Here is a 13,071-nt window from a genome sequence, read left to right as displayed (position 1 = left end):
AATGCAGGAGCAGCGCGGGCATGACCTATATTCTGGCCATTGATCAGGGCACGACCTCGTCGCGTGCCATTCTGTTTGACGCGCAGATGCAGCGCGTCGGCACAGCGCAGCAAGAGTTTCCGCAGCATTTCCCGCAGGAAGGCTGGGTTGAACACGACCCCGAGGATATCTGGAACAGCGTTCTGCATGTCTGCCGCGAGGTGATCGAGACAACCGGTGAGTCTGCTGATCAGATCGCCGGGATCGGCATCACCAATCAGCGTGAAACCACCGTCATCTGGGACCGCATCACCGGCCAGCCCATTCACAACGCCATCGTCTGGCAGGACCGCCGCACCGCCGAGATTTGCGCCCGCTACAAACAGGCGGGCTGCGAGGATGACGTGACCGCCCAGACCGGCCTGCTGCTGGACCCGTATTTCTCGGGCACCAAGGTGAAATGGCTGCTGGATACCATCCCCGGGGCCCGCGACCGCGCCGCCGCCGGAGAGCTGCTGTTTGGCACCATCGACACGTTCCTGATCTGGCGTCTGACCGAGGGTCGTGTCCACGCCACCGACGCCACCAACGCCGCCCGCACCCTGCTGTTCGACATCCACAAGGGCGCATGGAGCACCGAGATCTGCGACCTGATGGACGTGCCCATGGCCCTGCTGCCCAAGGTGCAGGATTGCGCGTCAGACTTTGGAAATACGACCCTGTTCGGGGGAAATATCCCCATTCTGGGTGTTGCGGGTGATCAGCAGGCGGCCACCATCGGGCAGGCTTGTTTCAAGCCGGGGATGATGAAGTCGACCTATGGGACCGGCTGTTTTGCCCTGCTGAACACCGGGGCGCAGCCTGTGACCTCGCAAAACCGTCTGCTGACCACGATTGCCTATCAGCTGGACGGGCAGCGCAGCTATGCGCTTGAAGGCTCGATCTTCATCGCCGGGGCTGCGGTGCAGTGGCTGCGGGACGCGCTGCAGATCATCGCATCAGCCCCCGAAAGCGGAGAGTTGGCGCAACAAGCCGATCCGAACCAGCATGTCGTGCTGGTGCCCGCCTTCACCGGCCTCGGCGCGCCTTATTGGCAACCCGATTGCCGGGGGGCGGTGTTTGGTCTGACGCGCAACTCGGGCCGGGCGGAATTTGCCAAGGCAACGCTGGAAAGCATCGCCTTCCAGACCCGCGACCTGTGGCACGCCATGCAGGGCGACTGGGGCGCGGAAACCGATGTCACCCTGCGCGTGGATGGCGGGGCCAGCGCGTCGGATTGGGCGATGCAGGGCCTGGCCGATTATCTGGGCGCGGCGGTCGATCGCCCGGTGATGCAAGAAACCACGGCTTTGGGGGCCGCATGGCTGGCCGGGATGAAAGCCGGCATCTACCCCGATCAGGCCGGATTCGCCGCGACATGGGATCTGGACCGCCGGTTCGAGCCCGAGATGACCCAGACCGAGCGCGATGCCGCCTATGCCCGCTGGCAGCGGGCGGTTCAGGCGGCGATGGCGTTCTGAGTCAGGAGAAGGATCAGCTGTGATCTTTCATCAGGCGCTGCTTTTGACGTGACCAGTCGCGCTTGGCCTGCGTCTCGCGCTTATCATGCAGCTTCTTGCCCTTGGCGATGCCGATCTTCAGCTTGGCCCGGCCCTTGTGGTTGAAATACAAAACCAGCGGCACCAGCGTCATACCCTTGCGCTGGGTCGCGTTCCAAAGGGTCGACAATTCCTTGCGCGACACCAGCAGCTTACGGCGGCGGCGTTCGTCATGTTTGAACACCTTCGCCTGTTCATAGGGCGCGATATAGCTGTTGATCAGCCACAGCTCTCCGTCATCGACCGAGGCATAGCTTTCGGCAATGTTCGACCCGCCCGCTCGCAGAGACTTGACCTCGGACCCTTCCAGCACGATGCCGCATTCGATATCGTCCTCGATCGCGTAATCGAAGCGCGCGCGCCGGTTTTCGGCGATCACCTTGTAATTCGGGTCTGTCTTCTGCTTGGCCATGGGGCGTTGATTTAGGCCGCTTCAGCGCCCCTTGCAAGACGGGGTCAGGACTTGGCCGAAATAATCAGGTCCGGGCCAAAGATCGTATCGGCGTGATTGTGCAGGTAAATCTTCAGCCACGGGGTAAAGCGCGCGGGATGGCGCTGCACCTCGGCCAGCAGATCGTGGTAGTCGATCCAGCGAATCTCCATCACTTCGTCCGGATTAGGCTCGATTTTCAATGACCCGCGCACATGGGCAAGGAAGACGTCGACCACCTCATTCTCGACCAGCCCGTTGCCGACATCGGCGTGATATTCCAGCCGGTGGCGGTATTCGGGATAAAGACCGGTAATTCCCAGTTCTTCGCGCAGACGCCGCACCGCGCAGGCCGACGCGCTTTCCTTCCACTCGGGATGGGTGCAGCAGGTATTCGCCCACAGGCCCGGCGTGTGATATTTGCCCAGCGCCCTGCGCTGCAGCAAGATCTCGGTACCGCGCACAAGAAAGACCGAAACCGCCTTGTGTTTCAGACCTTTTTCATGCGCCTCCAGCTTGTCGACCGGGGCCAGTTCGCCCTCGACCCAGGCGGGGATCATGATGCCCATTTGTCGTCTCCTGTTGTCGCAGGACCGTCCGGGGTCCGCACCTTGCTGCCGTGATCCCAAAGTGGCGCTGATGCAGGTTCGGATCAATCGCACGAAAGGCCGCAGGGACTGCGGCCTTTTGCACCTGACAACAGGGTTTGCCTGCGGGTGTTATTCGCCCGAGACGCTTACGATGTAGGCATAGACGTCTTCGCCACCATTCTTCAGCTTGAAGGTCATCTTGGATTTGGCGGCGGTGTCATCCAGATAGGTTTTCAGGAAGGCCTTGGGGTCCTGCGCATATTCGACGAATGTGGTTTCGTCCCAGACCAGACCGTTTTCACCGGCTGCCACGATGCTGTCGCCGTATTTAAACCCTTCGACGGTTCCGGCGGTACGGCCAGCGATACCATAAAGGTTCGGACCGGTCTTGCCACCCTTGACGATGACCTCACCGGCGGGATCGGCAATCATGTGGCAGGACTTGCATTTGTTGAAGGCTTTCTTGCCCGCTTCGGCGTCACCTTCGGCATAGGCAGGAAGGGCCAGCAGGCCGGCAATTGCGGTGGCGAGGATACGATTCATAGCTTTTTGCTCCGATACGAATTGGCTGCACCGAATGGACCGTTGGCGCAGCAGAGAGTCAACGCGCAGATTGCCGCGCGAGGGCACTGTGTCACAGACCTGTCCCGGTCGTCCTTAACTTATGTCATGGACCTGCGACCAGCAGGGCAACAGGTCGCCGGGTGCCGGGGTGGCCAGAAAGATAGCGCGGGCGATCGCCCGAGCAAGACAGATCGACGCGGCATGACCGATCATGGCCATAGCGCCGGGATCGGCGGTGCGCACGCCTGCGCTGACCCCGAAGACGAGATCTCCGTCCCCTGGCGTGTGGGCGGGAACGATGGCCCGGGCGATGCCGTCATGGGCCGCCATAGCCAGACGCTGACATTGCGGTTTCGACAGGGCGGCGTCGGTTGCGACTATGGCGATGGTAGTGTTGGTCCGGTCGGGCGCGACCGGATGCATGGCCTGCGCCTTGCGGCTGGGCTGCACGTCGCCAAGGCCCGACGCTGGGTCGGGGCCAAGACCGCCGAACTCGGCATCAATCTCGAACGGAGCCGCCCAGAAATGGCGGTCGCCCGGGGTGGTCACGCTGCCCAGAGGGTTGGCCGCGACCAGAGCGCCCACAGTGATGCCATCGTCCAGCACCAGTGAGGCCGAGCCCAAACCGCCCTTGTGCATCGCCGCCAAGGCTCCGGTTCCCGCCCCGGCGGTGCCCAGTTCAAACTGCTGCGCAGCCGCCAGATAGGCCGCCTTGCCCAGCGCGCGATAGGGGTTTTCGGCCCAAGACTTGTCGCCGCCATTGAGAAGGTCGAACAGGATCGCACCCGGCACGATGGGAACGACGGCCGGGCCCACCTGAAACCCGCGCCCGGCAGCTCGCAGCGCATCCGAGACGCCGGAACAGGCGTCGAGCCCAAAGGCCGAGCCGCCCGAGAGGGCAATCGCATCCACCCGGTCGACCGATTTATCGGGGGCCAGCAGGTCGGTTTCGCGCGTTCCGGGCGCACCGCCCATCACGTGCACCGAGGCGGTAAAGGGTTGGTCTGCGGTCAGGACGGTGGTGCCGGATTTCAGCCCATCATCCTGCGCGTTGCCAACCTTCAGGCCGGGGATATCGGTGATCAGGTTGCGCGGTCCGGGGGTCATGTCGGTCTTTGACGTTGGCGGGGGAGCGCGCTTGCGCGCGCTGCCTCCGGCGGGGATATTTTTGGCCAGATGAAGGATGGATCAGATACAGCGGCCACCGTCCACCTCCAGGGCTGTGCCGGTAATCATGCTGGCCTCGTCCGAGCAGAGGAACAGGGCGGCGTTGGCCATGTCTTCGGGGGTGGAGAAACGGCCCAGCGGGATGGTCGACAGGAATTTGGCTCGGATTTCGGGGGTGTCCTGGCCCATGAAGGATTTGAGCAGCGGGGTTTCGCCCGCCACCGGGCAGATGGCGTTGACGCGGACGCCTGCCGGGGCGAGTTCGACGGCCATGGTTTTTGTCGCGGTGATCATCCAGCCTTTGGAGGCGTTGTACCAGTTCAGGTTCGGGCGCGGGGACAGGCCCGCGGTGGAGGCCACGTTCAGGATCGCGCCGGTACCGCGCGCTTTCATGTGGGGGACAAAGACGCGGGCGGTCAGGTAGACGGATTTCATGTTCACGGTGAAAACGCGATCGAAGTCGTCTTCGCTGACGTCTTCCAGCGGGGTCGGCAGATGGGTGACGCCTGCGTTGTTGACCAGAATGTCGAGCGGACCATAGGCGGCATGGGCCGCGTCGGCCATCGCCTGAACCGAGGCCCTGTTGCCCACATCCACCTGCTGCGCGATGGCGTTCGGGCCCAGTTGAGCGGCCATGTCTTGCGCGGCGTCGCCGTTGATGTCGGCGATCATCACGCGGGCCCCTTCGGTCAGGAATTTCTGCACGATGCCTGCGCCAAAGCCGGACGCGCCGCCGGTGACGATTGCGGTTTTGCCCTCTAACCTCATGGCCTTGCCCTCCGCTGCCCGGGCCAGACTAGCAAGGCCGCGCAAAGTTACCAGATTATTCTTCCGAGACTTTGCCCCGCAGCGCCTTGACGTCCCCGCGCGCCTTTTTGGCCGCAAGCCGCCGTTTGACCGAGCCATAGGTCGGCTTGGTCGCGATCCTGCGTTTGGGTTTGACCAATGCGCGTGTAATCAGCTCGGCCAGACGGGCGCGGGCGATTTCGCGGTTGCGGGCCTGGCTGCGGGTTTCCTCACATTGGATGATGATCGCGCCATCTTTGGTCCAACGGCGACCGGCCAGACGTTTCAGCCGGTTCTTGACTGGATCGGGCAGCGACGGTGAGCGCGCGGCCTCGAACCGCAACTCAACCGCCGTGGAGACCTTGTTGACGTTCTGCCCGCCGGGGCCGGACGACCGCACAAAGCTTTCGGTCATTTCCCAGTCTTGCAGGGCGATATCATCGGTGATGCGCAACATGAGGCGGACCTTAACCGGCGCGGCGGGAAACAAAAAGGGCCGCCCCGGCGGGACGGCCCTTCGAAAGTTCAGGAGGTCGGGTCGGTTAGATCAATCGACCAGCCGGGGCGAACGCCCCACCAAGGGCTGCCCTAGCAGGCGATCCCCCCGGTTGTTCCGACACCTCTCTCCAATCTCTTTCTCGACACTGGATCACCTCCTTTTCTATCTGTTGCGGTTGAAAAGGATGGTGACACAAGATGCGCCATTCTCAAAGAACTTTTTTATGCGGGCTGTGCGGCGGTCAGGCGGGCAACGATCACCTTGAAGGGGATCAGGGCGATCAGCGCCAGCGACAGTTTCACCAGCCAGTCAGCAAAGGCCAGCGTTACCCACAGCGGAGCCATCGGGCCGGACAGCATAAACGGCACCGGCTCCCACGCCCAGTTGATCGCGGCGTCGGCATTGGCACCGAAGAAGGTGACCGAGGCCGAGAAGGCCAGCGTAAAGAAGATCGCGGTATCCAGCGCCGAGCCGACAAGGGTCGAGACCAGCGGCGCGCGCCACCAGCGGCCCCCGCGCAGGGAATTGAACACGGTGACGTCGGTCAGTTGCGCGATCAGGAAGGCTGTCCCCGATGCCACGGCGATGCGCAGCGGCACGGCGGCATAGGTGAAGCCGTCGCCCTGCAGCATGATCTGGCTGCCGATCAGCGAGCAGATGATGCCGGTGATGAAGCCTGCGAACACCACTTTGCGGGCGGTGGCCACGCCATAGACGCGGTTCATGATGTCGGTGACCAGAAAGGCCAGCGGATAGGTGAAGGCACCCCAGGTCAGAAGCCCGTCAAAGATCAGGAACTGGACCAGGATGTTCGAGGCCACGACGATGGCGGCCATGGCAAGAATGCCGGGAATAAAGCTGCGTTGCATGTTTTGATGCCCGTTTTGACAAGGTAGCGGCGACTTGGCCAAGGGATCATCCCAAGGCAGGCCGTGCGTTTAGACCTTTGGCCGCGCCCTGTCAATCGGGCAGCAGATACTCCACCAGTTCGGTGCGCTGCAGGGTCAGGAAGTTGTCGTCCGAGATCATGGTGGCCCGCATGCGGCCCTGATCGTCGCGCCAGACCGACAGGCCTTCGAGGTTGTCATGGGTGCCGGTTGTGGTCTCGAATAGGACCTCTTGGGCGTGGGGGGTATCGTCGGTGATCTGCCAGCGGCGCAGGCGGGATCGGAAACCGGTCACCGAAACGGTGCGCTCCAGCAGATAAAATCGTCCGTCGGGGCCGAAATCAGCCGAAACAGGCCGGAAACTGCCGCGTGACGGCAGCACGAAAGGGGTCGACCAGCGGGTGCCGTCCCAGCGATAGACCGGAATTGCGCCCTGTCTGGTCCGGTTTTCCTCGGGCAGCGTATAGACGCGCCCTGCGGCATCAATGGCCAGTGCTTCTAGGGATCCGTTACCCTCAAGCTGACGGAATTCGCTGGGCCGTGGCAGAACGCGCGCCGGGCCCCCGGGGGTGGCGTAACGTGCAACCCGATGGACGCCCTCGAACGAAATGTAATAGCTGCCATCCGGGGTCACCGCGATCCCTTCGGAATCGCCCACGTAGCCCGGTAGCCGACGACCTTCGCTGGATAAGACAGGCCAATGCCCCTGCACCTGCACGCCCGAGACGTGATCATCGCGATCAATGCGGGCCTGAACAAGCACTGCGCGGTCGCTCAGCACGATCATCTGCCGGCCATTCTCCGAGATATGGAGGGCTGAAAAGCCGCCAAACCAGTCAGCGGGGTGGTGCCAGGTGAAACTGCTCAGATGTGTCGCGGGTCTGCCATCGACCGCGCCCGCAGAACCGGCCAGCAGCAGCGCCGCAATCAGTTGGATTGCAAAACCGAGGCGCATTGCTGGGGCAGGTCAGCCAAACGGTATTCCCGCCGTTTCTTCGGTGGAGGCGCGTTCGGGTCTGGCGGCGGCGGGTTGAGTATATTCTGCACCCATTGCTGCGCCTCGGCGCAGCCATCGCCCTTGGGTGGCGGGTCCTGATTGACGCAGCCGCGCGACCCTTTCGGGCAATTCAGTCGCACATGAAAATGATAGTGATGCCCCCACCACGGCCTGATCTTGCGCAGGTAAGCACGGTTACCGGTCTCATCATTGCACATCTGCACCTTGGCACCCGGGAACACGAAAATCCGCGCCACGCGCTTGTCCTTGGCCGCCTCTCGCAACACCGCATGGTGTTGCTTTGTCCAGTTGCCGTTCACGTAAGCTCCGTTGGCGCGACGCAGGGAAATGGACGAGATATTCTCGCGCGCCTTACGGGAAAGACGCATATTGTCGCCCGGCAGCATCCAGATATCGATATCCAGCCCCAGTTGATGCGAGCGGTGCCCTGAGGTCATCGGCCCGCCCCGCGGCTGGCTGATATCCCCGATATAGAGACCATTCCACCCCGGCTGTTTCGCGGCAAAGCGGCTAAGGTCCTGCACATAATCGATCGCCTGCGGATGCCCCCAGTTGCGGTTGCGCGACAGGCGCATGGCCTGCCATGTGAGACCCGTCTCGGGCAGTTGCACCGACCCGGCGGCGCAACCGCGCGAATAACTGCCGAACGCAGCTGATTTTTGCTGCGACCCTGCCTTTTGCGCCCCAAACAATTGCTTGGCCAAGGGCTGTGCCGTGGCCGTACCAGCCAGCGTCAATGCGGCCAGAACGGCCAGAAAACGTAATAAAATCATCTGCTCTGATCCCCTTCCGGTTTCACCCAGCGCATCAGGAATAGGCCCAGAATAAACAACCCGATGATCGGTGACACCCCCAGTCTTGCGCTGCCGGTGGCAACGGTCGCGATACCGATCAGCATCGGCGCGGCAAAAGCGGTGGCCCGGCCCGACAGGCCGTACAGACCAAAGCTTTCCACCGGGGTCGCAGGGTCCGTATGGCGCACCATCATCGAGCGGCTGCAGGATTGCAGGATACCGCCCATCCCGCCGATCAGAACGCCGCAGCCGAAGAACACCAAATCCGGCAGACCCGACCCCGCCGGCAACGACAGGCCAAAGACCTGCGTGCGGTCCATCGACACCACCGTGAGGCACACGAAGATCAGCACCCAGATCGACACCAGAATGACTGGTTTAGGGCCGAATTTCCGGTCCAGCTTGCCTCCGACCCATGCAAAGACGGCCGAGGCCAGAACGCTGACAATCCCGAACACGCCGATCTTGATCAGATCCCATTCCAGCACCAGCCGCGCATAGACGCCGCCGAAACTGTAAAGTCCGTTCAACGCGTCGCGGTAGAACATAGACGAGCCAAGATAGCTGGCCAGACTGACCCGATGGCGCAGCGCGGCCACGGATTTGCCCAGCAGGCGCAGCGCCTCTGCCACGCTGCCCTGTTTCTGCGTGTCGGGATCATCGCGCACCCAAAGGAAATAAGGCACCATGAACAGGATGAACCAGCCCGCCGTGAACGGCCCGACAAAGCGCGTGCCTTCTTGCGCGGTCGCATCCAGCCCAAAGATCGGCGCGATCCCGATCAGCGTCTTGCCATTGGGCTGTTCAACAAACAGCGTCAACATGATCGCCAGTGAAATCAGCCCGCCGAAGTAGCCAAAGGCAAAACCCGAGCCTGAAATCTCACCCACTTCGCTGTCATCTCCCAGATCGGGCAGTTGTGAGTTGATGAAGATCAGCGCATATTCCGCGCCCACAAAGCCCAGCCCGAAGGCCGACAGCATCAGCCACATATTCGAACCATCGGGCAGCGTGTACCACAGCGCGGCTGAGCCCACCGCGTACATGACAGAGAAGCCAAAAATCCACGGAATGCGCCGCCCCGAGACATCCGCCATCGCCCCCAGAAACGGCGCGCCAAAGGCGATGATCAGCCCGGTGATGGTCAGGCAGTTCGCCCAGACCGTCTGCGCCTGCGCGGCAGCGGTTTCAGTGTCTAAACCGGTCGTCGCATAGTATTGCGCGGCGACCCCGGCGAAATAGGGGCCAAAGACAAATGTCACCAGCAATGTATGGAACGGCTGACTGGCCCAGTCGAAAAACCACCAGCCCCAAATGCGCTTGCGCCGGGAAATCTCTGCCATTTCTGCCCCTGTTCTTGTTGGGTTCATAAGACGGGGCTTTAACCTGATACGCAAGCGCTGAGTGCGCGGGCTTGCTCTTTGCCGCCCCGGCGCTTAGGTCTCAGCCAACAAAAGATACGGAGTGCCCATGCTGTCGCTGATCCAAATCCTTCTGCTGATCCTGGACATTGTCTGGTTCATCATTCTGGCCCATGTGATCATGAGCTGGCTGATCAACTTTCAGGTGCTGAACCTGCACCAGCAACTGGTGGCGCAAATCTGGTACGGGCTGAACCGGATATTAGAGCCTATTTATGGCCCGATCCGCCGCATCCTGCCCAATATGGGCGGGCTGGATCTGACGCCTCTGGTGGTGCTGATCGGGGTCTATGCGCTGCGGATCATCCTGATCAACAATGCGGTCTATTTCTACTGACCTCTTGTTCACCGAATCTTAGTATGTGATGGTCCTGTCTTAAGAGCAGATAAACCTTAATACAGGGCCTTCCGACGCATGTTCGACTCCGCACCCTTGTTGCGAGACGTCTTTGGATTCGACGCCTTCCGCCCCGGGCAGGAGGAGATTGTCGATGCCGTGACGGTGGGTGAAAACGTGCTGGCGATCATGCCTACGGGTGGCGGTAAATCCCTTTGTTTTCAATTGCCCGCGCTGCTGCGCGACGGGGTGACAGTGGTCATTTCACCTCTGATCGCCCTGATGCGCGATCAGGTGCGCGGATTGCAGGAAGCCGGGGTTGAGGCTGGCGCGCTGACCTCGGGCAACACCCCCGAAGAAACCGACGCGGTGTGGGAGGCGCTGGAGGCGGGACGGCTGAAACTGCTTTACATGGCCCCGGAACGGCTGGCCGTCGGATCGGCGCTGGGGATGCTGCGGCGGATCAATGTCAGCCTGATCGCCGTCGATGAGGCGCATTGCGTCAGCCAATGGGGCCATGATTTCCGCCCCGATTACCTGCGGATCGGAGAGCTGCGGCGCGCGCTGAACGTGCCTCTGGCGGCGTTTACGGCGACGGCAGATGCGGAAACGCAGGATGAAATCGTTGAAAAGCTGTTCGACGGCACCGCGCCGCGCAAGTTCCTGCGCGGGTTCGACCGGCCCAATATCCATCTGGCCTTTGGTGCAAAGGACGGGCCGCGCAAACAGATCCTCGATTTCGCCGCCGCCCGCAAAGGGCAATCCGGCATCGTCTATTGCGGCACCCGCAACAAGACCGAGGTGCTGGCACAAGCCCTGCGCGCCGAAGGGCATTCCGCCTGCCACTATCACGGCGGCATGGACCCCGAAGACCGGCGCATTGTTGAGACCCGCTTTGCGCGCGAGGACGGGTTGATCGTGGTCGCCACCGTGGCCTTTGGCATGGGCATCGACAAACCCGATATCCGCTGGGTCGCCCATGCGGACCTGCCGAAATCTATCGAAGCGTATTATCAGGAAATCGGGCGCGCGGGTCGCGATGGCGGCCCTGCCGAAACGCTGACGCTGTTCGGCCCCGATGATATCCGCCTGCGCCGGTCGCAGATCGACGAAGGCCTTGCCCCGCCCGAACGGCGCATGGCCGATCATGCGCGCCTGAACGCGCTGTTGGGGCTGGCCGAGGCGTTGGTGTGTCGTCGGCAAACGCTGCTGGGATATTTCGGTGAACAGGCCGCGCCTTGCGGCAAATGCGATCTGTGCGATACGCCGCCCGAGGTGTTCGACGGCACCACCCCGGTTCGCATGGCCCTGTCCGCGATCCTGCGCACCGAGGAATGGTTCGGCGCGGGGCACCTGATCGACATCCTGTTGGCGAACGAAACCGACAAAATCCGCGCACGGCGTCATGACGCCCTGCCCACCTATGGCATCGGCAAGGACTGGTCGCGCCCGCAATGGCAGGCGATTTTCCGGCAGATGATGGGTCACGATCTTGTCCGCCCCGACCCCGACCGCCACGGCGCGCTGCGCATGACCGAGGCCGCCAAGCCGATCCTAAAGGGTGAGGCGCAGATCGACTTGCGCAAAGATACGATCCGCAAGGCCACCCGCCGCCCGGCAGTCAAGGCGATGGTCGCCGAGGAAGACGCACCGCTGCTTTCGGCGCTCAAGGCTAAACGCCGTGCCTTAGCGGAAACGCAGCGGGTCCCGGCCTACGTCATCTTCCCCGACCGTACCCTGATTGAAATGGCCGAAAAACGCCCGATGACATTGGATGACATGGCTCGGATCGGCGGTGTGGGAGCCAAAAAACTGGAACGCCATGGCGATACGTTCCTTGAGGTGATCGCCGGAGAAGCTGAGGCCCTGCACCCAGCCCGTCGCAAACTGGCCGGTCGGGACCAGGGCGAGATCTATGATCAGTTGCTGGCGGTGCAGAACGATCTGGCGCGTGGACCGGATGGGATCGACAAGCCGCTCACCTGCTCAGCTTCGCAACTTGCCAAGGTGGCGCAGCTGCGCGCAGATGATCCGCGCGGGTTGGAGCAGGTTCTAGGCGATCGTCGTCACGAAAGGTTTGGCGCCGCCTTTCTGGACGTGCTGCGACAAGCGGGCTAGATACCGCCTATCAGGCAAGGAACGAGGGCGGATATGCTGGTAGTGATTTCCCCGGCCAAGCGGCTGGACTGGGCCGAGCGCGATGTTGAACTCACCCAACCCGGCTTTCAGGATGACGCGATCCGGCTGTCGAAAACCGCCCGCAATCTCACATTGGGCGAGCTGAAGAAGCTGATGGACCTGAGCGACGATCTGGCGCGCCTGAACCGCGACCGGTATCGCGCTTTTGTCGAAGCGCCCGACGCAGAGGCGACCCGCCCAGCCGCTCTGGCGTTTGCGGGCGACACCTATCAGGGGCTCGAAGCGGCCTCGCTGGATGCTGACGAAATGACTTGGGCGCAGGATCATCTGCGCATTCTGTCAGGGCTTTATGGGGTGTTGCGGCCGCTGGATGCGATCCAGCCCTATCGGCTTGAGATGGGCAGCCGGTTGAAAACCCGCCGCGGCAAGAACCTGTATGAATACTGGCGTGATCAGCTGAGCAAGGCGCTGAATGCGCAGGCCGAAGAGGTCGGTTCGGATATACTGATCAACTGCGCCAGCCAGGAGTATTTCGGCGCGGTTGACCTCAAAGCGCTAAAGTTGCGGGTGATCACGCCTGTGTTTATGGAGGACAAAGGCGGTACCCCTAAAATTGTCAGCTTCTTCGCCAAGAAAGCGCGCGGTGCGATGGCGCGGCATGTGATCCAGCGCCGGTTGACCGATCCTGCGGGTTTGCTGGAGTTCGACACGGGGGGGTACGCCTATCGGCCAGACCTGTCCGAGGATGACAAGCCCGTATTTGTGCGTCCTTACAGCACTTAGAAGCAGTCGACCTTTTTCAGTTTGGCGGAGGCAGGAACGAGGGGCCAGCCCCTCGCGCTCCCCGGGATATTTTTGGCCA

The 13,071-nt window shown here is 62.2% G+C and carries 14 protein-coding genes; 4 read left to right on the top strand and 10 right to left on the bottom strand.

The annotated features are described in order from the left end of the window. The first annotated feature begins 20 nt into the window (after nt 1-20). Entirely contained in the window at nt 21-1,499 is a 1,479-nt protein-coding gene (gene glpK / locus ACR1XV_RS08345) for a glycerol kinase GlpK (RefSeq protein ID WP_480530176.1), read from the top strand. Nucleotides 1,500-1,512: 13 nt separating this feature from the next. Here the strand turns inward: glpK and smpB are convergent, their stop codons facing one another. From smpB to ACR1XV_RS08295, 10 genes are all read right to left on the bottom strand, one after another. Beyond that, on the bottom strand, nt 1,513-1,989 hold the full coding sequence (smpB, locus tag ACR1XV_RS08340) for an SsrA-binding protein SmpB (protein ID WP_480530174.1): 477 nt from the start codon (nt 1,987-1,989) through the stop codon (nt 1,513-1,515). Nucleotides 1,990-2,033: 44 nt separating this feature from the next. Next, nucleotides 2,034-2,576, bottom strand: coding sequence for an isopentenyl-diphosphate Delta-isomerase (gene idi / locus ACR1XV_RS08335; protein ID WP_480530172.1), 543 nt, complete (start codon nt 2,574-2,576; stop codon nt 2,034-2,036). 150 nt (nt 2,577-2,726) lie between these two features. Beyond that, a complete protein-coding gene (locus ACR1XV_RS08330; RefSeq protein ID WP_480530170.1) occupies nt 2,727-3,140 on the bottom strand; it encodes a c-type cytochrome in 414 nt (137 codons plus the stop codon). A gap of 114 nt (nt 3,141-3,254) precedes the next feature. Then, nucleotides 3,255-4,268: a P1 family peptidase gene (locus tag ACR1XV_RS08325; RefSeq protein ID WP_480530168.1), complete on the bottom strand. Its 1,014-nt coding sequence runs from the start codon at nt 4,266-4,268 to the stop codon at nt 3,255-3,257. 81 nt (nt 4,269-4,349) lie between these two features. Continuing rightward, entirely contained in the window at nt 4,350-5,096 is a 747-nt protein-coding gene (locus ACR1XV_RS08320) for an SDR family oxidoreductase (RefSeq protein WP_480530166.1), read from the bottom strand. Between the two features lie 55 nt (nt 5,097-5,151). Continuing rightward, on the bottom strand, nt 5,152-5,571 hold the full coding sequence (arfB, locus tag ACR1XV_RS08315) for an alternative ribosome rescue aminoacyl-tRNA hydrolase ArfB (protein WP_480519166.1): 420 nt from the start codon (nt 5,569-5,571) through the stop codon (nt 5,152-5,154). Nucleotides 5,572-5,834: 263 nt separating this feature from the next. Continuing rightward, entirely contained in the window at nt 5,835-6,482 is a 648-nt protein-coding gene (locus ACR1XV_RS08310; protein WP_480530164.1) for a queuosine precursor transporter, read from the bottom strand. Nucleotides 6,483-6,573: 91 nt separating this feature from the next. After that, entirely contained in the window at nt 6,574-7,455 is an 882-nt protein-coding gene (locus ACR1XV_RS08305; RefSeq protein ID WP_480530162.1) for an esterase-like activity of phytase family protein, read from the bottom strand. Further along, on the bottom strand, nt 7,428-8,291 hold the full coding sequence (gene mepA / locus ACR1XV_RS08300; RefSeq protein WP_480530160.1) for a penicillin-insensitive murein endopeptidase: 864 nt from the start codon (nt 8,289-8,291) through the stop codon (nt 7,428-7,430). The genes ACR1XV_RS08305 and mepA overlap by 28 nt, the downstream gene beginning before the upstream one ends. Next, nucleotides 8,288-9,655: an MFS transporter gene (locus ACR1XV_RS08295; protein WP_480530159.1), complete on the bottom strand. Its 1,368-nt coding sequence runs from the start codon at nt 9,653-9,655 to the stop codon at nt 8,288-8,290. Before ACR1XV_RS08295 ends, mepA begins: the two co-directional genes overlap by 4 nt. 127 nt (nt 9,656-9,782) lie before the next feature. Here ACR1XV_RS08295 and ACR1XV_RS08290 point away from each other — a divergent pair, with 127 nt between their 5' ends. From ACR1XV_RS08290 to yaaA, 3 genes are all read left to right on the top strand, one after another. Further along, nucleotides 9,783-10,070, top strand: a complete 288-nt coding sequence (locus ACR1XV_RS08290) for a YggT family protein (RefSeq protein ID WP_117871642.1) — start codon at nt 9,783-9,785, stop codon at nt 10,068-10,070. A gap of 78 nt (nt 10,071-10,148) precedes the next feature. Next, entirely contained in the window at nt 10,149-12,188 is a 2,040-nt protein-coding gene (gene recQ, locus ACR1XV_RS08285) for a DNA helicase RecQ (protein ID WP_480530156.1), read from the top strand. Between the two features lie 33 nt (nt 12,189-12,221). After that, a complete protein-coding gene (gene yaaA, locus ACR1XV_RS08280; RefSeq protein ID WP_480530154.1) occupies nt 12,222-12,992 on the top strand; it encodes a peroxide stress protein YaaA in 771 nt (256 codons plus the stop codon). Nucleotides 12,993-13,071: the final 79 nt, after the last annotated feature.

It is taken from the genome of Ruegeria sp. AD2(2025) (assembly GCF_056542385.1).
This window is presented reverse-complemented; position numbering and strand designations above follow the sequence as displayed.

Coding starts and splice junctions, on each gene's coding strand:
- ACR1XV_RS08290 (WP_117871642.1), top strand. CDS start 9,783: ATGCTGTCGCTGATCCAAATCCTTCTGCTGATCCTGGACATTGTCTGG.
- ACR1XV_RS08325 (WP_480530168.1), bottom strand. CDS start 4,268: ATGACCCCCGGACCGCGCAACCTGATCACCGATATCCCCGGCCTGAAG.
- recQ (WP_480530156.1), top strand. CDS start 10,149: ATGTTCGACTCCGCACCCTTGTTGCGAGACGTCTTTGGATTCGACGCC.
- ACR1XV_RS08310 (WP_480530164.1), bottom strand. CDS start 6,482: ATGCAACGCAGCTTTATTCCCGGCATTCTTGCCATGGCCGCCATCGTC.
- mepA (WP_480530160.1), bottom strand. CDS start 8,291: ATGATTTTATTACGTTTTCTGGCCGTTCTGGCCGCATTGACGCTGGCT.
- smpB (WP_480530174.1), bottom strand. CDS start 1,989: ATGGCCAAGCAGAAGACAGACCCGAATTACAAGGTGATCGCCGAAAAC.
- ACR1XV_RS08320 (WP_480530166.1), bottom strand. CDS start 5,096: ATGAGGTTAGAGGGCAAAACCGCAATCGTCACCGGCGGCGCGTCCGGC.
- ACR1XV_RS08295 (WP_480530159.1), bottom strand. CDS start 9,655: ATGGCAGAGATTTCCCGGCGCAAGCGCATTTGGGGCTGGTGGTTTTTC.
- arfB (WP_480519166.1), bottom strand. CDS start 5,571: ATGTTGCGCATCACCGATGATATCGCCCTGCAAGACTGGGAAATGACC.
- ACR1XV_RS08330 (WP_480530170.1), bottom strand. CDS start 3,140: ATGAATCGTATCCTCGCCACCGCAATTGCCGGCCTGCTGGCCCTTCCT.
- ACR1XV_RS08305 (WP_480530162.1), bottom strand. CDS start 7,455: ATGCGCCTCGGTTTTGCAATCCAACTGATTGCGGCGCTGCTGCTGGCC.
- idi (WP_480530172.1), bottom strand. CDS start 2,576: ATGGGCATCATGATCCCCGCCTGGGTCGAGGGCGAACTGGCCCCGGTC.
- glpK (WP_480530176.1), top strand. CDS start 21: ATGACCTATATTCTGGCCATTGATCAGGGCACGACCTCGTCGCGTGCC.
- yaaA (WP_480530154.1), top strand. CDS start 12,222: ATGCTGGTAGTGATTTCCCCGGCCAAGCGGCTGGACTGGGCCGAGCGC.